Source organism: Streptomyces sp. NPDC050535 (genome assembly GCF_044457665.1).
Classification (GTDB): Bacteria; Actinomycetota; Actinomycetes; order Streptomycetales; family Streptomycetaceae; genus Streptomyces.
This window is the reverse complement of sequence record NZ_JBITHE010000017.1, coordinates 78,795-97,406: the sequence shown is the minus strand read 5'-3', so window position 1 is coordinate 97,406 and position 18,612 is coordinate 78,795. Positions and strand designations below refer to the sequence as shown.

17 protein-coding genes are annotated in these 18,612 nt (G+C 70.7%); 13 read left to right on the top strand and 4 right to left on the bottom strand.

The window, feature by feature from the left end:
- The first annotated feature begins 84 nt into the window (after window positions 1–84).
- The 8 genes from ACIBLC_RS30800 (at window position 85) to ACIBLC_RS30765 (ending at window position 7,114) form a co-directional block, all read left to right on the top strand.
- The gene (locus ACIBLC_RS30800; RefSeq protein ID WP_399214604.1) at window positions 85–996 is read left to right on the top strand and encodes a LysR family transcriptional regulator; all 912 of its coding nucleotides are present in this window, start codon (window positions 85–87) and stop codon (window positions 994–996) included.
- A 208-nt stretch (window positions 997–1,204) separates the two neighbouring features.
- Window positions 1,205–2,125, top strand: a complete 921-nt coding sequence (locus ACIBLC_RS30795; RefSeq protein ID WP_399214603.1) for a VOC family protein — start codon at window positions 1,205–1,207, stop codon at window positions 2,123–2,125.
- Window positions 2,126–2,198: 73 nt separating this feature from the next.
- Window positions 2,199–3,647 carry an NAD-dependent succinate-semialdehyde dehydrogenase gene (locus tag ACIBLC_RS30790; RefSeq protein ID WP_399214602.1) on the top strand — a complete coding sequence of 483 codons (1,449 nt, stop codon included), beginning with the start codon at window positions 2,199–2,201 and terminating at the stop codon, window positions 3,645–3,647.
- Window positions 3,648–3,653: 6 nt separating this feature from the next.
- Window positions 3,654–4,424, top strand: a complete 771-nt coding sequence (locus ACIBLC_RS30785; protein WP_399214601.1) for a fumarylacetoacetate hydrolase family protein — start codon at window positions 3,654–3,656, stop codon at window positions 4,422–4,424.
- Complete coding sequence (locus ACIBLC_RS30780; protein WP_266470358.1) at window positions 4,421–4,792, top strand: VOC family protein; 372 nt, start codon at window positions 4,421–4,423, stop codon at window positions 4,790–4,792. The genes ACIBLC_RS30785 and ACIBLC_RS30780 overlap by 4 nt, the downstream gene beginning before the upstream one ends.
- 26 nt (window positions 4,793–4,818) lie before the next feature.
- On the top strand, window positions 4,819–5,604 hold the full coding sequence (locus ACIBLC_RS30775; protein WP_399214600.1) for an alpha/beta fold hydrolase: 786 nt from the start codon (window positions 4,819–4,821) through the stop codon (window positions 5,602–5,604).
- Complete coding sequence (locus tag ACIBLC_RS30770) at window positions 5,601–6,071, top strand: heme-binding protein (RefSeq protein WP_399214599.1); 471 nt, start codon at window positions 5,601–5,603, stop codon at window positions 6,069–6,071. The genes ACIBLC_RS30775 and ACIBLC_RS30770 overlap by 4 nt, the downstream gene beginning before the upstream one ends.
- Before the next feature lie 2 nt (window positions 6,072–6,073).
- Window positions 6,074–7,114 (top strand): methionine synthase II (cobalamin-independent)-like protein, encoded by a 1,041-nt coding sequence (locus ACIBLC_RS30765; protein WP_399214598.1) that lies wholly within the window; start codon window positions 6,074–6,076, stop codon window positions 7,112–7,114.
- A gap of 48 nt (window positions 7,115–7,162) precedes the next feature.
- On the opposite strand, the gene ACIBLC_RS30760 is transcribed toward ACIBLC_RS30765, so the two are convergent.
- Window positions 7,163–7,450, bottom strand: coding sequence for a putative quinol monooxygenase (locus ACIBLC_RS30760; RefSeq protein ID WP_399214597.1), 288 nt, complete (start codon window positions 7,448–7,450; stop codon window positions 7,163–7,165).
- Window positions 7,451–7,689: 239 nt separating this feature from the next.
- On the opposite strand from ACIBLC_RS30760, the gene ACIBLC_RS30755 reads away from it, so the two are divergent.
- The 5 genes from ACIBLC_RS30755 (at window position 7,690) to ACIBLC_RS30735 (ending at window position 14,171) form a co-directional block, all read left to right on the top strand.
- Window positions 7,690–9,138, top strand: coding sequence for an aldehyde dehydrogenase family protein (locus ACIBLC_RS30755; RefSeq protein ID WP_399214596.1), 1,449 nt, complete (start codon window positions 7,690–7,692; stop codon window positions 9,136–9,138).
- Between the two features lie 2 nt (window positions 9,139–9,140).
- A complete protein-coding gene (lhgO, locus tag ACIBLC_RS30750; RefSeq protein ID WP_399214595.1) occupies window positions 9,141–10,349 on the top strand; it encodes an L-2-hydroxyglutarate oxidase in 1,209 nt (402 codons plus the stop codon).
- A 132-nt stretch (window positions 10,350–10,481) separates the two neighbouring features.
- Entirely contained in the window at window positions 10,482–11,342 is an 861-nt protein-coding gene (locus ACIBLC_RS30745) for an amidohydrolase (protein ID WP_266470371.1), read from the top strand.
- A gap of 13 nt (window positions 11,343–11,355) precedes the next feature.
- The gene (locus ACIBLC_RS30740) at window positions 11,356–13,068 is read left to right on the top strand and encodes a thiamine pyrophosphate-dependent enzyme (protein WP_399214594.1); all 1,713 of its coding nucleotides are present in this window, start codon (window positions 11,356–11,358) and stop codon (window positions 13,066–13,068) included.
- Between the two features lie 20 nt (window positions 13,069–13,088).
- Window positions 13,089–14,171: an Ldh family oxidoreductase gene (locus tag ACIBLC_RS30735; RefSeq protein ID WP_399214593.1), complete on the top strand. Its 1,083-nt coding sequence runs from the start codon at window positions 13,089–13,091 to the stop codon at window positions 14,169–14,171.
- 179 nt (window positions 14,172–14,350) lie between these two features.
- Here the strand turns inward: ACIBLC_RS30735 and ACIBLC_RS30730 are convergent, their stop codons facing one another.
- The 3 genes from ACIBLC_RS30730 to ACIBLC_RS30720 all read right to left on the bottom strand — a co-directional run bounded on the left by ACIBLC_RS30730 (window position 14,351) and on the right by ACIBLC_RS30720 (window position 18,399).
- The gene (locus ACIBLC_RS30730) at window positions 14,351–15,307 is read right to left on the bottom strand and encodes an alpha/beta hydrolase fold domain-containing protein (RefSeq protein WP_399214592.1); all 957 of its coding nucleotides are present in this window, start codon (window positions 15,305–15,307) and stop codon (window positions 14,351–14,353) included.
- Window positions 15,308–15,466: 159 nt separating this feature from the next.
- Complete coding sequence (locus ACIBLC_RS30725) at window positions 15,467–16,519, bottom strand: YncE family protein (protein ID WP_399214591.1); 1,053 nt, start codon at window positions 16,517–16,519, stop codon at window positions 15,467–15,469.
- A 71-nt stretch (window positions 16,520–16,590) separates the two neighbouring features.
- The gene (locus ACIBLC_RS30720; RefSeq protein WP_399214590.1) at window positions 16,591–18,399 is read right to left on the bottom strand and encodes a hypothetical protein; all 1,809 of its coding nucleotides are present in this window, start codon (window positions 18,397–18,399) and stop codon (window positions 16,591–16,593) included.
- Window positions 18,400–18,612 lie beyond the last annotated feature (213 nt).

Genomic DNA, 18,612 nt, shown 5'->3' with positions numbered 1-18,612 from the left:
ATCAAGGAGATTCCGGCGTCGGGCGAACCCACGCACCCTCCCTCTCCTGTCCCGGGCTGACGGGAGGGGGTCTCCGGAGGAATCATGGATCGCTTGCTCCTCATGCACAGCTTCGTCACCGTCGCGCAGGTCGGCAGCTTCAGCGGAGCCGCCAAGAAGCTGGGCTCCTCCGGCTCGCTGGTGTCACGGCACGTCGCGGAACTGGAACGGCAGGTGGGTGTCCGGCTGGTCAATCGCACCGCCCGTTCCGTGAGCCTCACCGAGCCCGGTCAGCGGTACGCCGAATTCGCCGCCCGCATACTCGACGAGATCGAGGCCGAGGACGCGGGAATCGCCCATCTCCACGACCGCGCGGAGGGCACACTCAGCATCATCTGCCCCAAGTGGATAGGTAGCCTGGATCTCGGCGACGCCATCGCCGCATTCTCCGCCGCGCACCCCAAAATCCATGTGCGATTCGAACTCGGCGGAATGTCCGACCGGACCTACGACTTCCTGGACAGCGGATTCGACGTCGCCTTCCACACCCGGGACCTGCGCGACTCCAGTGTCCGACTCAAGAAGATCGCCTCGCTGCCCTTCGTGCTGTGCGCGTCGAAGGAATACTTGGACCGGGAGGGCGAGCTCACCGAGCCCAACGGCCTCGCGCTCCACGAGTGCCTCGTGCACGTGAACGACCCCGTGTGGCGCATCGGCCACGGGCACGCCTCCACACTGCACAAGATCCGCAATGTGGCGTTCTCGTCGAACTCCTACCTGGCCCTGCAGAAAGCCGCCGTGCACGGCCGGGGAATCGCCCTGCTGCCACAGCGCCCGGCCTACGACGACCTCATCTCCGGCGCGCTCAAGGTCCTGCTCCCCGAACTCGCCGTACCCGACCGTCCCCTCTACGCGATTTACGGCCCCGGTCAGGCAACTCCGAGGAAAATCACCGTATTTCTCGACTTCCTCACCGAGTGGTTCTCCAACAACCCCATTCCGGTGATCGACAAGTGACCTGACCCGCTGCCGGCAGTGATCCGGTCCGGTAAGTGATCTGACCCTGCCCGGCCCTTGCCGCACCAAACGACCGGGTGTGCAAGAAACGTTTGCGATGCCTGTGCGACCAGGCTGTTGAGACCCTCTCCGCCGAAATTCTACGATCGTCGGGAGTAGGTGACCGTACGAGTCCCGCAGGTCTGTCCTGCGACGAAGCGAGGAATCCATGGGAATCCAGAGAATCGAATCGGTCACCTACAGCATCGGCGACCTCGCTGAATGCGTCCGGTTCTTCGACGACTTCGGACTGTTCCAGGTGGAGAGGACCGACGAGTACGCGGTGTTCGAGACGCTCACCGGCCAGACGCTCCACCTGGACACCGATCCGGGCCCACTGCTGCCCCCGGCGGTCGAAGGCGGTCCCACCCTGCGTGAGGTGGTGTGGGGCCTCGACACCCCGGCGGAGCTGGAGCGTCTGGTGGCCTCGGTCGGGCGTGAGCGCACGGTCCGCGAGGACGCCGCTGGCGTGTTCCACACCGTGGACGAGACCGGGTTCGGCGTCGGTCTGACCCTGGCCCGGCCGAAGTCCGCACCCGTCACCCCACGTCCCGCCAACGCGCTGGGCAGCGTCAACCGCTGGAACACCGCGCTGGAGTCGATCACCCGGGTGCGTCCCCTGCGGATGTGCCACGTGGCGCTCAACATCCCGAAGGACGGCCGGGAGGAGGCCGTCGGTTTCTACGTGGACCTTCTCGGGTTCCGTCCGACCGACGTGGTCGAGCCCATGGGCGTCTTCATGCAGGCGCCGGGTGACGAGGACCAGCACACGATGCTGCTGTGCCACCGCCCCGACAAGGCGGGCGTCAACCACATCGCCTACGAGGTCCCCGGCTTCGACGATGTCATCGAGGGCGGCAACCACATGATCGACCAGGGCTGGCGCGAGGCGCGCAAGCTCGGCCGCCACACCGTCGGTTCGAACGTCTTCCGGTTCGTGCACGCCCCCTGCGGCGGCCGGGTCGAGTACGCCGCCGACATGGACCGGGTCGACGACACCTACGAGACCCGCGTCCACGAGACCACGCCGCCCCACCACATCTGGGCCCTGCGCACGAACCGTGACCAGCAGGACAACCCCGTCTCCTGAACCCAGACCCCTTCCCCGTCTTCTGAGCCAGACCCCTTCCGCTTCGTCCGCCGGCCTGAGAGGGCACCCACTGATGACCACCGACCACGGCTACCCCGCCGTCCGCATGTACACAGCGGGCGAGTGGTGCCAAGGCGGCACCGGACGCACCGCCCCGATCGTGAATCCGGCCACCGAGGAGACGATCGGGGAAGTACCGCTCGCCACCACCGCCGATCTGGACCGCGCCCTCGACTCCGCCGCCGAAGGCTTCAGGACCTGGCGCGACACGCCGATCGTCAAGCGCACCGCCATCCTGCACGCCGCCGCCGACCTGCTCGAGGAGCGCAGCGTGGAGGTCGGCCGCATGATGACCCTGGAGCAGGGCAAGCCCCTCGCGGAGGCGGCCGGGGAGGCCGCCCGGGTCGCCGACACCCTGCGCTGGCACGCCGACGACGCCCGCCGCGCCTACGGCCGGATCATCCCCTCCGCGCCCGGCACCCTGCTGTCCGTACGCCGCGAACCCTTGGGACCCGTCGCCGCCTTCGTCCCCTGGAACTTCCCCGCGGGCGGGCCGATGCGGAAGATCTCCTCCGCGCTCTCGGCCGGCTGCTCGATCATCATCAAGGCATCCGAGGAGACCCCGGCCACCGCCGCGGCCCTGGTCCGCTGCTTCGAGGACGCCGGTCTACCCGCCGGTGTCCTCAACCTCGTCTTCGGCGAACCGGCGCAGGTGTCCGCCCACTTGATCGCCTCCCCGGTCGTCCGCCTGGTCGCCTTCACCGGCTCGGTCCCCGTCGGCAAGCTGCTCGCCGCCGCGGCCGGGGAGGTCATGAAGCCCTCGCTGATGGAACTGGGCGGTCACGCCCCGGTGATCGTGTGCGCGGACGCCGACCCGGCGCGGGCCGCGCGCCGCGCCGCGCAGGCGAAGTTCGCCAACGCCGGTCAGGTGTGCACCTCGCCCAGTCGCTTCCTGGTCCACGAGAGCCTCGTCGAGGACTTCACCGCCGAGTTCGTGAAGGCCGCCGAGGCGGTCGTCGTCGGCGACGGCCTGGCGGAGGGCACCACCATGGGGCCGCTCGCCAACGAACGCCGGCTCCAGGCGATCCAGCGGCTGACCGCCGACGCCGTCGGCCGCGGAGCCACCGTCCGCACCGGCGGTGAACGGCTGGACCGGGCGGGCTACTTCTTCGCGCCGACCGTCCTGACCGACGTACCGGCGGACGCGGCCGTGCTGCACGAGGAGCCGTTCGGACCCATCGCGCCCATCGTCCCCTTCAGCGACCTCGACGAGGCGCTCGCCACCGCGAACGCGCTGCCCTACGGCCTCGCCGCCTACGGCTTCACCGAGTCCGCCGCCACCGCCGAGCGCCTGGTGCGCGACCTGGAGGCCGGCATCCTCTCCCTCAACCACTGCGGCGGCTCCGTCAGCGAGGCCCCCTCCGGCGGCGTCAAGGAGAGCGGCTACGGCAGGGAGGGCGGGCCCGAGGCGCTGGACGCCTACCTGGTCACCAAGCGTGTCTCCCACCTGCTGGCGGGCTGAGACGCCATGCGATACACCCGAGTCTCGGTCGGCGGACGAGCGGTCTGGGGCCGCGTGGGGGAGGAGGACATCGAGCTGCTGTCCGAGTCCCCGCTCGACGGCGACCCCACCGTCATCGGCACCGTGCCCCGCGCCACCGCGACCTGGCTGCCCGTCGTCGTCCCGCCCGTGTTCTACGCGGTCGGCTTCAACTACCCGCGGCACATCGAGCACGCCGGCGGGGAGGTTCCCCTCCGCCCCGAGGTGGGCTACCGGGCCAACAACGCGCTCACCGGACACCTTTCGCCCATCGTGAAGCCGACCGGGGTGACGGGCCGCTTCGAGGCCGAGCCCGAACTCGTCGCGGTCATCGGCCGCACCCTGCGGCACGCCACCCACGAGGAGGCGCGCAAGTCCGTCTTCGGCTGGACGATCGGCAACGACATCAGCGCCCGCACCTGGCAGCACCAGGACCGCACGTTCTGGCGCAGCAAGAACAGCGACACGTTCAAGCCCATGGGCCCCTGGATCGAGACCGACGTCGACGCCCTGGCGCAGACGACCACGCTCCGCGTCAACGGCGAGGTCCGCGCCGCGTTCCCGACCGGTGACATGGTCTTCGATCCCTACGACCACATCGTCGAGATCACCAAGCACATCACGATGCACCCGGGCGACGTGCTGTGGATGGGCGCCGAGTCCACCTGCGGGCTCGAGGCGGGCGACACCGTCGACGTCGAGATCACCGGAATCGGCGTGCTCTCCAACCCCGTACATCCAGAAGGGAACCACGCATGAGCAACGCACCCCGCTACATCCACCACGTCAACTTCCCCACCACCGACCCCGACCGCACCGCCGAGTGGTACACGAAGGTCTTCGGGCTGAAGCGGATCATGCCCAAGTCCAACACCAAAGTGGTGCTGATGACCCGCGGCAACTTCGACCTGCACTTCACCCCCGTCGAGGAGATGGAGCGCATGGCGCCCTATCACTTCGCCGTCGAGGTCGACGACTGGGACGACTTCCTCGCCCACCTGAAGGAGCTGGGCATCCGACACACCCGCCCGATCGAGCGCCCCGAGAACCAGTCCAAGTTCTGCTACATCCACGACCCCGACCACACCATGATCGAGCTGGTCTGGCACGGCAAGCGCCCCAACTGACCGCCCTTTGCTAGGAGTTCATCCCCATGCCTCTCGCCGACTCCGACGGCACCTCCATCTACTACGAGCGCCACGGCAGCGGTCCGGCGATCCTGTTCGTGCACGGCAGCGGCGGGCACCACGCCGCCTGGTGGCAGCAAGTGGCCGCGCTGCGCGAGGAGTTCACGGTCGTCACCGTGGACCTGCGCGGCTTCGGCAAGTCCGACTCGTCCATGCCGGAGTTCGACGGCCAGGACTTCCCCGGCGACGTGGTCGCCGTCCTGGACGCCGAGGACCTGACCGACGCCATGCTGGTGGGCCAGTCCATCGGCTCGGTGGCCGCCCTGCGCGCGGGCCTGCTCCGTCCCGAGCGGGTCGGTTCGGTCGTCCTCGGCCACTCCCTCGGCGGGATCAGCCACCCCGAACTCAAGGAACTCGCCGCGGCCGACCGGGCCGAGGCCGTCAAGCTCCCCGTCATCGACCGCCTGCTCACCAAGCGGTTCCAGCGGGAGCGGGCCGACCTCACCTTCCTCTTCCAGCAGATGGGCACCTTCAACGTCGCGAAGATGGCCGACCTGCGCAACCTTGACACCAACGGCCCGTCCCTGGCGGACATCGAGGCCTCCGGCGTCAAGGTCGCGTTCCTGGCGGGCGAGAAGGACGCGGTGCTCAGCGTGAAGACCGTGACCCGCGCCCACGAGCTGACGCCCGGCTCGCACCTGGAAATCGTCCCGGACGCCCCGCACTCCATGTATTGGGAGACACCGGAGCGGTACAACGCGGCCGTCGCCCGCCTGCGCCGCACCCTCACCGCACAGAAGGAAGCCGCATGAGCAGCCTCACCCTCGACGCCGCCGAAGAGATCATCGACGCCGCCCTGAAGTGCGCCCGGTCGCTCGGGAAAGCGGTGAGCGTCGCCGTGGTGGACGATGGCGGCTTCGTCGTCAGCGTCCGCCGCTCGGACGGGGCACGCCCGCTCACCCCGGACATCGCGCGCGCCAAGGCGTACACCGCCGCCGTGATGCAGCGGCCCGGCAAGATGCTGAAGAAGTGGCAGGAGAACCAGCCGGTCTTCTTCTCACAGCTGTCCCAACTGCCGGGTGCCGCAATGCCGATCATGGCGACCGAGGGCAGCATGACGATCAAGAAGGACGGCGAGATCATCGGCGGCCTCGGCATCGCGGGGGGCACCGCGGACGAGGACCAGCAGGTCGCCGACGAGGTCCTCGAATCCCTCGGCTACGAGCTGGAGTTCGCCGCCTGGGGCGTCGCGGGCAAGCCGGCAGGAAAGGACAACTGATCATGGCGGATACCTTCAACTACCGCATCGACCACCACGGCAGCCTGGTCCGCCCCGCCGAGTTGCTCGCCGCGCGGGCGAAGGGCGACTCCGAGGTCCTGCGCGCGGCCGAGGCCGAGGCGGTCAAGGACGTGGTGGCCCTCCAGCGCAAGGTGCGCTCCACGGTCGTCACCGATGGCGACTTCCTCCACGAGGACTTCCGCGGCGCGGTCTTCGACGCGGTCTCCGGATTCCGGCGTGCGCAGGGCGAGTCGGTGGACGGCTTCCCCCGCTGGGTCGCGGAGACCCTGCCCAAGGCCAACCACACCCTGGCCGCGGACTCGGCGACCCGGTTGGCCGACCTGACCTGGATCGCCCCGAAGGTCTCCCTGCCCTCCCCGGCGTACCTGGCCGCCACCACCTTCACGCCCGAGCTCGCCGGCTCCGGCGGCCCCTCCTCGGCCCGCGAACTCGGCGAGGCCCTGGCGGAGATCATCAGCGCCGAGATCGGACTGCTGGTCTCCCGGGGCGTCCGCCTGATCCAGCTCAACAACCCGCTCCTGCTCGCCCACACCGCCACCGAGCCCGCCGCGCTCGGCGCGCTCACCTTCGAGGACGCACTGGCCGTCGAGGCTCTGGCGGTACGGCTGGACGCGCGCCCCGAAGGCGTACGTGTGGGCGTCTGCCCCGGCTGGGAGGCCCCCGCCGCGGTCGACCGTGCCAGGGCCGAGCGGCTGTACGGGGAGGTCCCCGCCGACCGGTGGATCCTGCCCTACGACAAGGGCACCGAGGCCGAGACGGACCTGCTCAGGGCGCTGCCCGAGGACCGCGACGCGTGCCTGGGTGTGGTGGACGCGACCGTGCCCGAGCTGGAGGGCATCGACGCGGTGATGGCCCGTATCGACGCGGCCGCCGAGATCAAGGAGCTGGAGGACATGGCGATATCGCCGTCACGCGGCTTCGCCGATCTGGCCGTGCGACCGCTGCTGAGCGCCGAGGAGCAGCGCCTCAAGCTGGTCCTGGTGGAGACCCTGGCCCGCTACTGCTGGGGCAACGAGTTCTGAGACGCGGCGGCCGGGAAACGCCGAAGCGCTTCCCGGCCGTCAGGGCCCTCAGAGCACCTCGGCGAAGGTCACCGTCCGCTCGGTCAGCAGCGGCCGTACGGTCTCGACGATCAGCTCGGCGAAGTGGTCGGCCGCCGTGTGCGCGTCGAAACCGGCGCGGTCGGTGTACTGCTCGTACAGCACGAAACCGCCCGCCCGGTCGGCCTCCGCGTGCACCTCGTACGCCAGGTTCGCCGGTTCGCTCCGCGTGTGCTCGCGCATCCTGAGCAGCGCGGCGCGCACCGTGGCCTCGTCGGTGGGATCGCACCGGTAGTGGGCGACGACTGCGTAGGCCATCTGTTCTCTCCTTACGGCTCTTACGGCTCGGGTGCGGACGGCGTCGCAGAGGCCGTCCGGCCTGCCGATTCCAGCACGGATCACCCGCACGCCGACCCGCGTGCGGCGCAAGCAATGACTGCCGCCGCAGGGCTGGTGGCACCGCCCCGACATGGTGTGTTGTCGCATTCGGCCCGAATGGCCGCTCGCTGTGCAGACCGCGGAACCCGCACCGCGGCGGACGAAGGAAGTGATCTTCAATGCGAACCCTGGAAACCCTCTCCGGTGGAGAGTGGTTGGCGACCGGCGAGTGGATCGACGTCCACGACCCCTCCGACCTGCGCACCCCCGTCGCCCGCGTCCCCGCACTGAGCGCCGCCGACGTCACCCGCGCCTACGACCACGCCGAGCGGGGCTTCGCGGTGTGGAAGCGCACCAGCCCCTTCGAGCGCGCCCGGATCATGACGGAGGCCGCACGGCTGCTGCGCGAGCGCGTCACGGAGATCGCCGAGGACCTCGCCACCGAGATGGGCAAGACCCGCGCCGAGGCCACCGGCGAGACGATCAAGGCCGCCGACTTCCTGGAGTACTACGCGGGCATCGCCCGGCAGGGCTACGGCACCCTCCTGCACGACGTACGACCCGACACCCGCACCAGCTTCCAGCGCGAACCGATCGGCATCGTCCTGGCGATCACCCCGTGGAACGACCCGCTGATCACGCCGGCCCGCAAGCTCGCACCCACCCTCGCGGCCGGCAACGCCGCCCTCCTCAAGCCGGCCACCGACACCCCGCAGGCCGCCCTGCACTTCGCCCGCGCCCTGCACGACGCGGGCCTGCCGGCGGGCGTCCTCAACGTGGTCACCGGGCGCGGCGCGCAGATCTCCGAGGCGCTGATCTCCGACCCGCGCCTGACCGCGCTCACCTTCACCGGCAGCAACGAGGTCGGCGAGGGACTGCGCGCCCGGCTCGCCGCCCGCAACGTCCGCTTCCAGGGCGAACTCGGCGGCAAGAACGCCACCGTCGTCCTCGCCGACGCCGACCTCACGGCAGCCGCCAAGGCCGTCGCCGCCGCCGGCTTCGCGCAGGCCGGGCAGCGCTGCACCGCCACCAGCCGGGTGATCGTCGAGCGGCCCGTGTACGAGGAGTTCACCGGCCTGCTGCTCGCCGAGGCCGCCGCGCTGCGCGTCGGTCCAGGACTCGCGGACGGCACCACCATGGGACCGCTGGTGAGCGCCCGGCAGCGCGACGGCGTCCTGGCCGACATCGAGCGCGCCGTCAAGCAGGGCGCCACCGTCCTCGCCGGCGGCGACCAGCCGAAGGACGAGGCGCTGCGCCACGGCTGCTACGTCAATCCGACCGTGCTGGGTGACGTGACCCCGGAGGCGGACATCTGGCACGAGGAGGTGTTCGGCCCCGTGGTCGTGCTGCGCCCGGTGGACTCCTTCGAGGAGGCGATCGCGGCGGTCAACGACTCCGACTTCGGTCTCGCCGCCGCCGTGTTCACCCAGAACCTGGGCGCCGCCTACCGCTTCGCCGACGAGGCCGAGTGCGGCCAGGTAGCGGTGAACACCACGACCTCCGGCTGGGACGTCCACCACCCCTTCGGCGGCTTCCGCGACTCCGGATCGCCGTTCAAGGAGCAGGGCGAGGAGGCCCTGCGCTTCTACACCCGGGTCAAGACCGTCGCCGTCCACTTCGGCGGCTGACGATGGCTGACGAGACGATCGGCATCGTCGGCGCCGGCATCCTGGGCCTGGCCACCGGCCGCGAGATCGCCCTGCGCCGCCCCGGCACCCGCGTCGTGGTGCTGGAGAAGGAGCCGCAGGTCGCCGTCCACCAGACCGGGCACAACTCGGGCGTGGTGCACGCGGGGATCTACTACGCGCCGGGCAGCCTCAAGGCGGACCTGTGCGTGCGAGGCGTATCGATACTGCGCGAGTACTGCCAGGAGCGCGGGCTGCCCTACGCCGAGATCGGCAAGCTGGTCGTGGCGGTGCGCGAGGACGAGCTGGGCCGGATGGAGAGCCTCTACGAGCGGGCCAGGAACAACCACGTGCCCGAGCTGAGGAAGGTCTCCAAGGAGGAGATCGGGGAGCTGGAGCCCAACGCCGGGGGCATCGCGGCCCTGCACTCCCCGCGCACCGCGATCACCGACTACCCGGCGATCGCCCGGGAGTTCGCCAAGGACATCGAGGCAGCGGGCGGCGAGGTGCGGCTCGGCTTCCCGGTCACCTCCCTCACCGACGTGCCGGGCGGCATCGAGGTGGCCTCCGCCCAGGACCGGGTGCGCGTCGACCGGCTGGTCCTCTGCGCGGGCCTCCACTCGGACTCCGTCGCCAGACTCGCCCAGGACAGGAAGGAGCCGAGGATCATCCCCTTCCGGGGCGAGTACATGCTGCTCAAACCGGAGCGGACGGACCTGGTGCGCGGGCTCATCTACCCGGTCCCGGACCCGCGTTACCCCTTCCTCGGCGTCCACTTCACGCCACGCGTCGACGGTTCCGTCGAGGTCGGCCCGAACGCCGTCCTGGCACTGGCCAGGGAGGGGTACCGGCGCAGCCGCGTCTCACTCAGGGACCTCGCGGGACTCGCGGCCTACCCCGGCTCCTGGCGGATGGCCGCCCAGCACTGGCGGACGGGCATCAGGGAGTACCGCGGCTCGCTGTCCATGTCGGCCTTCATGAAGGACGCCGAGCTGTACGTCCCCGGGGTCGGCGTCTCCGACGTGGTCCGCGGCGGTGCCGGTGTACGCGCCCAGGCACTGGACCCGGACGGCACGCTCGTGGACGACTTCCGCATCCACCGCGTGGGCCGGATCACCGCCGTCCGCAACGCGCCCTCGCCTGCCGCCACGGCGTCCATGGCGATCGCGGAACACCTCGTCGACGGCCTCTTCGCGGACGTCTCCGCAAACTGAGAATGCCCTGCGTACAGCCGACTTTCGCGCAACAACTGCTTGCATCCCCAGGTCTCTGCAAAGGCCGCGCGCCCGCCTAGCGTTCCACCCGCACCACCCCGCCATCCCCGTCGAAGAGAAACGGCCGAAGACATGTTCGTTGTCGACACCCAGATCCACATCTGGAAGGAAGAGACCCCGGACCGCCCCTGGGTCCCGGGCGCGCGTGAGCGCATCCGCCTCAACGGCCACCGCGAGGAAGCCTTCTCCTACGAGGAGGCCCTCGAGCTCATGGACGAGGCCGGCATCAACCGGGCGCTGATCCTGCCCCCCTCGTGGGAGGGCAACCGCATCGACTACGCGCTCGAAGCCTGCGAGGCGCACCCCGACCGCTTCGGCATCATGGCCCGCGTCCCGCAGGACAACGAGGTCGAGGGCACCGCGATGCTCAAGGACTTCGCGCAGAACCCGCACATCAAGGGCACCCGGCTCACCTTCCACCGCCCGCAGGACCGCAACTGGATGATCGACGGCACCAACGACTGGTACTGGCCGGTCGCCGAGGAACTCGCCGTCCCCACCATGGTGCACGCTCCGATCTGGAAGCGTGAGCTCGGTCAGATCGCCGCCAAGCACCCCGGCCTGAAGATCATCATCGACCACATGGGCATCATGGCCCGCTGCGTCGACGACGCGATCGGCTACTGGGTCGCGGAGACCGCCGACCTGGCCAAGCACCCCAACATCTACGTCAAGGTCTCGGCCCTCCCCGGCTACTCGACGCAGCCCTTCCCCAACAAGAACATCGAGCAGTACGTGCGCGAGATGGTCGACAAGATGGGCCCGGAGCGCTGCTTCTACGGCACCGACATCACGCGCCTGCTGGGTCACGGCATCACGTACACCGACACCGTCGAGCAGTTCACCAAGCACTACGACTTCACGCCCGAAGAGCTTGAGTGGATCATGGGCCGCGGCATCAGCGAGGTCCTCGACTGGCCGATCGAGGGCTGAGGAAACACCTGAGATGACGGACATCAAGAACACACCAGGCGCCGACGGCGGTGATGCTGTCGTCTCCGCCCTCAACGCCGTCGGCGCCGACTACATCTTCTGCTCGTCGGGGTCCGAATGGGCCCCGGTCTGGGAGTCCCTGGCCCGGCGCCACCGGGACGGCGAGCCCGCGCCGCGCTATCTGGACCTCACCCACGAGACCGTCGCCGTCGGCATGGCCACCGGCTACGGCCTCGTCGAGCGCCGCCCGCAGGGGGTGCTGCTGCACGCGGCCCCCGGCCTGCTCCAGGGCTCGATGGCGGTCCACGGCGCGCTCCTCGCGGGCGTCCCCATGGTGGTCGCCTCCTCGGAGTCGACCACGTACGGCGACGGCCCGGGCCAGGACCCCGGCGGGCAGTGGTACCGCAACCTGTCGATCGTGGGCGGCCCGCACCAGATCGCCCAGCCGTTCACCAAGTGGTCCAACGAGGCCGCCAGCGTCCACACCCTGCCGACCATGATCACGCGGGCGGCGGAACTGGCTTGGCGGGCCCCCGCGGGTCCGGCGTACCTCAACATCCCGCTGGAGATCCTGCTGGAGGAGTGGGACGGCCGCGAGGCCAGGACCGTCGTCCCGCCGGGCTCCACGCACAGCTCGCCCGAAGAGGTCGACCCCGTCGCCCAGCTGATCCGCGAGGCCGGGAACCCCGTGATCGTGACGGAGACGGCCGGCCGTGAGGCGGGCGGTTTCGAGTCGCTCCTCGCCTTCGCCGAGGCCTGGAACATCCCGGTCGTCGAGCCGGACTCCGCGGTGTGCGGCAACTTCCCACGCGACCATCCGCTGCACGCCGGCAGCGACATCGGTCCCTGGATGGACGAGGCGGACCTGATCCTGCTCGTCAACTGCCGTGCTCCCTTCTATCCGCCTTCGCGCCGCCCCTCGAAGGCGACCATCGTCGTCATCGACGAGGTGCCGCAGCGCCCGCACGTCGTCTACCAAGTCCTCTTCGCGGACAGGTACTTGGAGGGCAACGTCGCCAACACCCTGCGGCAGCTCACCAAGCGGGCCAAGGATCTCGACGTGGCCGCCGTGACCGCGCGGCGCGTGGCGCAGGAGGAGCGGCACGCCGACGAGCAGGCCGCGATCGCCGCGGCCGAGTCGAAGGCGGCGGCACAGACGGACGGCATCGACCCGGTGCTCGTCGCCGCGACGCTCCGCGGACTCCTCGACGGGCGGGACGCGATCGTGGTCGACGAGACCATCACGCACAGCCGTGTCGTCAAGCGCCACGTCCAGACCTCCGAGCCCGACTCCTACTTCTACGTGCAGGGCGGACTCGGACAGGGCATCGCCGTCGCCCTCGGCGTCAAACTCGCCGCCGGGGAACGGCCCGTGGTGCTCACCATCGGCGACGGCGCGTTCGCGTACAACCCGGTCATCCAGTCGTACGACGCCTCGGCCGCGTACGAACTGCCCCTGCTGATCGTGATCTTCAACAACCGCGTCTACAAGTCGATGAACCTCAACCACCGCAGGTTCTACCCCGAGGGCGCGGCGGCCGAGACCGGCGAGTGGCTAGGCACCGACCTGCACCGGCTGCCCAGGCTCGCGCAGTTCGCCGAGCCGTTCGGCATGCACACCGAGACCGTCGACACGCCGGACGCGCTCGCCCCCGCGCTGGAGCGCGCGCTCAAGGCCGTGGCGGAGGGCACCACCGCCGTCGTCGACGTCCTCGTCACCCGCTGATCCAGGAGGCACCCGCACCCATGACCGACACACCGACTCCCAAGCCCGGCAAGGTCCTTGTGCCCGCCGAGGACCTGCGCACCTTCGGCGCCGCGCTCCTCGAGAAGGGTGGCCTCAGCCCCGAGCACGCCCGCACCACCGCCGAGGTGTTCGTCTGGGCCGCCCAGCGCGGCGTCGACTCCCACGGCACCGCACGCATCCCCGCCTACCTGGAGCTGCTCGCCAAGGGCGTGGCCAACGCCAAGCCCGACATCAGGCTGGAGTCCAGCACCCCGGCCGCCGCCGTCCTCGACGCCGACCGCGCACCCGGCCCGGTGGCGCTCACCGCCGCGGCGGAAGAGGCGGTGACCCGGGCCAGGACGACCGGCATCGCCACCGTCGGCGTGCGCCACACCGTCCACACCGGCGCCATCGGCTACTACGTCTCGAAGATCGCCGAACAAGGCCTGGTCGGGATCGGGTTCGTGGCCGGGATGCCCAACATGGGCTACACCGGAGTCAAGGGCGCCGCCGTGGCCACCAGCCCGCTCGCCATCGCTGTGCCGACGTCTCCCTCGTCGGATCACGCGCCGCTGCTGCTCGACATGGCCACCGCCACCATCGCCCTCGGCAAGATCCGCCAGGCCAAGGCGAGCGGCACCCCGCTGCCCGAGGGTGCGGCCGCCACCGCGGACGGCACCCCCACGACCGACCCCGAACTGGCGGTCATGCCACTGCCGTTGGGCGGCGTCAAAGGTTCCGGCATGTCACTCGCCTTCGAGCTGCTCACCAGCGTGCTCGTCGGAGCCCCGATCTTCGCCGCCTTCCACTCGGACGATCCCCAGGGCCGCAAGCACCGCCAGAACGCCCTGCTGATCGCCATCGACCCGGCGGCTTTCGGCAACGACACGGACGGTTTCGGCGCGGCCGTCGACGCCACGCTGAGCACCCTCAAGGGGCTGCCCGCGGCCGACGACGCGGCAGGTGTGTTCTACCCCGGCGAGCGCAGCGCGGCCCTGGCCGTGGAGCGCGCCGACAAGGGCGTACCCGTGGCGCCGAAAGTGTGGCGCGAACTGACGGAGAGCGCCGCGAAGTTGGGCGTCACACCGCCCGAAGCCCACTAGCTGGGCAACCGCAGGCTCCACGAAGGGGGATGGAGGGACCGGTGGCAGGGGCGTCCGTTGTGCGGCGGTCGCCCCGGCCGCCAGGTCCTGGCCGGCAACAGGCCCGGCGCCCACAAGGGTGTCGGGCACTGTGGTGTCGCCGGTGCGGAAGGGCTGGCCCCGGTCCCGCGGACCGTGTTTCAACCAGCCTCGCGCGTACCGGAGTTGCCAGCCTGCCGCACATGTCGTGCGATCAGTGCGTAGACCTCCCGGGCCTTCACGTCGTCCGTGCCGTCGTAGCCGTGGTCGGCCTTGGGCACGTCGTGGTGCTCGACCAGCGCGCCCGCCTCACGCAGCCGGTCGGCGTACTGCTCGCCCTCCGCCTTGAGGAGGTCGTACTCCGCGGTGACCACCAGGGCCGGAGCGATGCCCTTGAGGCTCGCGGTGTCCGACGGATGGGCGGGCGACGCCAGCCGGTCGGCGCGCTCGCGCGGATCCGGAATGTACGCGCTGTCGAAGATCTCTCCCATCCAGGGGCGCAGCATCGGCTTGGCGATGGCGGCGCGTTTGTTCCTGACGCCGGTCGCCAGGTCGAGCGGTGGGTAGTGCAGGACCTGGAGCGCGATCGAGGGCCCGTCCTCCTCGAGAGCCAGGCGGGCGACGGCCGCGGCGAGGCCGCCGCCGGCACTCTGGCCGCCCACGGTGAGCCGGCCGCCGTCCCAGCCGTGCTCCTCACCGTGCGAGGCGATCCACTTGACCACCTCGTACGCCTGCCGGGGCGGGGCGGGAAACCGGTGCTGCGGAGCGACGACGTAGTCCACGTTGATCACGACCACACCCGCCTCGGCCGCCAGGCACCGGCACAACGGATCGTCGATCTCCGTCAGCGGTATCACGAAGCCGCCGCCATGGAAGTTGACATGCACCGGCGGCAGCGCGCCCTTGGGCGCGGTCGCGGGCCTGTAGACCACGACCGGGGCCGGGGCGATCGACGTAGGGACCGTCAACTCGCTGACGTCGCGCGTGAATTCGGGGAAGCGGCGGTGAAAGGAAGCCGCGGAGCCGCGGCCCTCGGAACGTCGGCTCGCCGCCCGGGCGAGGCGCTGGATCGACTTGGCGGCGAAGGCGGCCACGGCCGGCCGGGCGAGGAGGGACATACGGTTCCGATCGTCGAGCCGTCTCGCCGATTAACAGGATTCCTGATAATCGAGTGCGGTGATGCTAGCACGGACGGTCGCTGGTGGCGCCGTGCGCGACGGGGGCCGGGTGCCCCGTCCGTCGCGGCGAACGCGAGGTACGGAACACCCGGCCGTTTCTCAGTGACCGAGGCTGACGCGGGTCACCAGGTCTTCGCCCGCCGGGCCCGAGCCCGACTTGTCCACCACGTACGCGGTGCCGTCGGCGACCTCGACATGGTTGGGGTTGGCGCCGGTGGCGACGGTCTCCACGACGGCTCCGGCGCGCGGGTCGACCACCGTGACGTTCGCGGCCGTGCGGTTGACGACCAGGACATCGCCCGAGCGCTCGTCGGTGGCCACGGACAGGGCGCCCGCACCGGTGGCGACGGACCTGGTGACGGCCCCCTCCTTGAGGTCGACGACCGAGAGGGTTCCCGCCGTCTGGTCGGCGGTGTACGCGGTACGGCCGTTCCTGGACAGCGAGACCGAGATCGGGCCGTCACCCGTGGGGATCAGCCGCGGGGTCTCGGAGCGCGGGGAGACCTCGATGATCTGGTCGCCGGCCAGGTCGGCGGCGTACACCGTGCCGGTCTTCTCGTTCACAACGAGGCCCGTCGGGGTGGAGCCCGCGACCGTGACGCGCTCCTTCTCCTCGAAGGTCCTGCTGTCGTAGGCGACCAGGGTGCCGGAGCCGAACGCGCTCGCCCACACGGTGTTGTGCCGCTCGTCCACGACGATCTCGCGGGCGTGCGCCACGTCCGGCAGCGTGGCGAGGTGCGCGCCGGTCCGCTGGCTGTAGACGGCGACGGTGTTGTTGCGGGTGTTCGTCGTCCAGACGGTGTTGTGCTCGTCGTCGACGGCGACGCCGTAGACCGCTTCGAGGGCGCCGGTGGCCGGGTCGGTGACCGGCGGGGTGTACGTCGCCTCGACGGCGAGGGTGTCCGGGTCGACCTTCAGCAGGCTGGAGCCGGTGACCGGCGGCCGGCCCACGGCGGTGGTGACCCACAGGGCGTCGTTCCGCTCGGAGTACGCCGACTGGTAGAGGCCTTTCACGAGCGGCGCGGAGGTGACCGCCGAGCCGGTCGCGGCGCCGCCCTTGGCGGTCGCGGTGCCGGTCAGGGCCGCGCTGCCCGCGGCGAGTGCCACGGCTACCGCGGCGGTACGACGGATGGTGCGGGTGAATGAGGTCATGCGGTGTCGAACTCCTCGGTGGGATACGCCTCAAGGGCGAGTTGGATGGATGTGGGGGGTCTGTGGGGGCGTCAGTTCCCGGTCGCCCGCTGGGGGCGGCGACGCAGGACGAACACCGTGGTGCCCGCGGCTCCGGCGGCGCCGCCGATGGCGGCGGCCGTCGCCGACCAGGCGATCGTCGCGACCGACACGGAGCTCTGGACCGACGCGGCGGCGGCCGTGTCCGGTAGGGCCTCCGGTGCCGCGGTGGCCGACGTCCGGCCGCCGGCCGAGTCCGCCGTGGCGCCCGGTCCGGTCACCGTGAACTCGACCTTCAGCGTGGTGGGCGGGTTGGGGGCGAGGAACCGCAGCCAGTGCGCGCCCGTGGTGGTGCCGGCGGGGACGGCCACGTCACCCTCGTACGAGCCCGTCGAATCCGCCTGCCACTGGCCGAGGATGGCGTCGTCGTCGAGCTTGATGGTGACGGTCTCGCCCGCGGGGAACTTCGTCACCTTGAAGTGGAGTTCGCCGCCGGGCTCCACCTGGCTGGCGGTGATCTCGGCCTTGGCGCCTGCCGAGTTGGAGGCGCCGGCCGGGTCGCCCGACGCGGCCGGCACCGGCGTGGCCGAGGCGCCGGCACTCGTGCCGGACCCGCCGGTCGAGGTGGCCGCGTCGGAACCGGAGGTCACGGTGAAGTCGGCCTTGAGGCTGGTCGCCGGGTTCGGAGCGAGAAAGCGCAGCCAGTGCGCACCCTTGGCGGTGACCGCCGGGACGGTGACGCTGCCGGAGAACGAGCCGTCCGCGCCGATTCCGCCGGACCACTGCCCGATGATCTCGCTGTCGTCCAGCTTCACGGTGAGCTGTTCGCCGGCCGGGAAGCCCGTCACCTCGAAGGAGACCTTGCCGCCCGCGGCGACAGTGGACCCCGCGGTGATCGTCGCGGACGCACCGGTCGTGCTGCCGGAGCCGCCGGTCGATCCCGAACCGCCACTGGTGTCGGACCCGCCGCTGGAACTGCCGCTCGAACCGCCGCTGGTGCCGGACCCGCCGCCCGTGCTTCCGCCGGTGTCCGACCCGCCGCTGCCGGAGGTGACCGTGATGTCGGCCCTGAGGCTCGTCGCGGGGTTCGGGGCGAGTACGCGCAGCCAGTGGGCCCCGGCCGTGGTGGAGGCGGGGACGGTGACCGTGCCCGAGAAGGTGCCGTCGGAGCCCACGGCAGACGTCCACTGGCCGAGCATCTCGCTGTCGTCGAGCTTTACCGTGACGGTCTGGCCCTTGGTGAAACCGGAGAGGGCGAAGGAGACCTTGCCGCCCGCCGCGACCTTCGCACCGCTGGTGAGCTTCACCGCGGGGGCCGTCGTCCGAGTCGGCGTCGGTGTGGGAGTCGGGGTGGGGGTGGGTGTCGGTGTGGGAGTAGGCGTAGGCGTCGGCGTCGTGGTGTCGCCGGTCACCGTCAGGTTCTCGCTGCGGATGCTCGTCTGCGGCGCCAGGAAACGGAGCCAGTGTTCGCCGCCGACGGTCGCGTCGGCCGGTACCGTCACGCTCCCCGAGACGCTGCCGTCGTCGCCGATCGTGAGTTGCTTGAGCAGGGTCTTGTCGTCGAACTTGATACTCAGGGTTCCCCCGGCCGGGAAGCCGGTGGCCGTGAACGACACATCGCCGCCGGGCTTCACGGAGGTGGATCCCAGCGTGACGGCGGGAGCCGCGGTGTCTGCCGCGAGTGCCACGGTGGGAGTGCTGTCCACCCCGTCCGAACCCGCGGTGACGAACGGCACGGCCAGCGCACCGAGCCCGAGCGTCGCCCCGGCGGTGAGCGCGGCCATGCGGCCGATCCGGGCTCGGGTGGCGCGAACCTGCGGCGTGGCGCCGGGTGTCGGGGTGGAGGGTCTCTCGGAGGTCATGGTGGATTGCTCCTGGTGGCTGACGTGAAAGGAGTGGTGGGCACTCGATCGCGAGAGATCGGGCGATGCCGGGCATCAAGGGCCGACGAGGGCGGGGACGTCGGGCATCAAGGGCCGACGAGAGCCGCGAGGCCGGGGCGAAAGGTCGGCGAAGCCGGGCGCAAAAGGTGACGAAAGGTCACATTACCTAGGTTAGGCTACCCTAATAATCGC

Excerpts from the sequence above, each read along its gene's own strand:
- ACIBLC_RS30800 (WP_399214604.1), top strand. The coding sequence starts at position 85 with ATGGATCGCTTGCTCCTCATGCACAGCTTCGTCACCGTCGCGCAGGTC.
- ACIBLC_RS30795 (WP_399214603.1), top strand. The coding sequence starts at position 1,205 with ATGGGAATCCAGAGAATCGAATCGGTCACCTACAGCATCGGCGACCTC.
- ACIBLC_RS30790 (WP_399214602.1), top strand. The coding sequence starts at position 2,199 with ATGACCACCGACCACGGCTACCCCGCCGTCCGCATGTACACAGCGGGC.
- ACIBLC_RS30785 (WP_399214601.1), top strand. The coding sequence starts at position 3,654 with ATGCGATACACCCGAGTCTCGGTCGGCGGACGAGCGGTCTGGGGCCGC.
- ACIBLC_RS30780 (WP_266470358.1), top strand. The coding sequence starts at position 4,421 with ATGAGCAACGCACCCCGCTACATCCACCACGTCAACTTCCCCACCACC.
- ACIBLC_RS30775 (WP_399214600.1), top strand. The coding sequence starts at position 4,819 with ATGCCTCTCGCCGACTCCGACGGCACCTCCATCTACTACGAGCGCCAC.
- ACIBLC_RS30770 (WP_399214599.1), top strand. The coding sequence starts at position 5,601 with ATGAGCAGCCTCACCCTCGACGCCGCCGAAGAGATCATCGACGCCGCC.
- ACIBLC_RS30765 (WP_399214598.1), top strand. The coding sequence starts at position 6,074 with ATGGCGGATACCTTCAACTACCGCATCGACCACCACGGCAGCCTGGTC.
- ACIBLC_RS30760 (WP_399214597.1), bottom strand. The coding sequence starts at position 7,450 with ATGGCCTACGCAGTCGTCGCCCACTACCGGTGCGATCCCACCGACGAG.
- ACIBLC_RS30755 (WP_399214596.1), top strand. The coding sequence starts at position 7,690 with ATGCGAACCCTGGAAACCCTCTCCGGTGGAGAGTGGTTGGCGACCGGC.
- lhgO (WP_399214595.1), top strand. The coding sequence starts at position 9,141 with ATGGCTGACGAGACGATCGGCATCGTCGGCGCCGGCATCCTGGGCCTG.
- ACIBLC_RS30745 (WP_266470371.1), top strand. The coding sequence starts at position 10,482 with ATGTTCGTTGTCGACACCCAGATCCACATCTGGAAGGAAGAGACCCCG.
- ACIBLC_RS30740 (WP_399214594.1), top strand. The coding sequence starts at position 11,356 with ATGACGGACATCAAGAACACACCAGGCGCCGACGGCGGTGATGCTGTC.
- ACIBLC_RS30735 (WP_399214593.1), top strand. The coding sequence starts at position 13,089 with ATGACCGACACACCGACTCCCAAGCCCGGCAAGGTCCTTGTGCCCGCC.
- ACIBLC_RS30730 (WP_399214592.1), bottom strand. The coding sequence starts at position 15,307 with ATGTCCCTCCTCGCCCGGCCGGCCGTGGCCGCCTTCGCCGCCAAGTCG.
- ACIBLC_RS30725 (WP_399214591.1), bottom strand. The coding sequence starts at position 16,519 with ATGACCTCATTCACCCGCACCATCCGTCGTACCGCCGCGGTAGCCGTG.
- ACIBLC_RS30720 (WP_399214590.1), bottom strand. The coding sequence starts at position 18,399 with ATGACCTCCGAGAGACCCTCCACCCCGACACCCGGCGCCACGCCGCAG.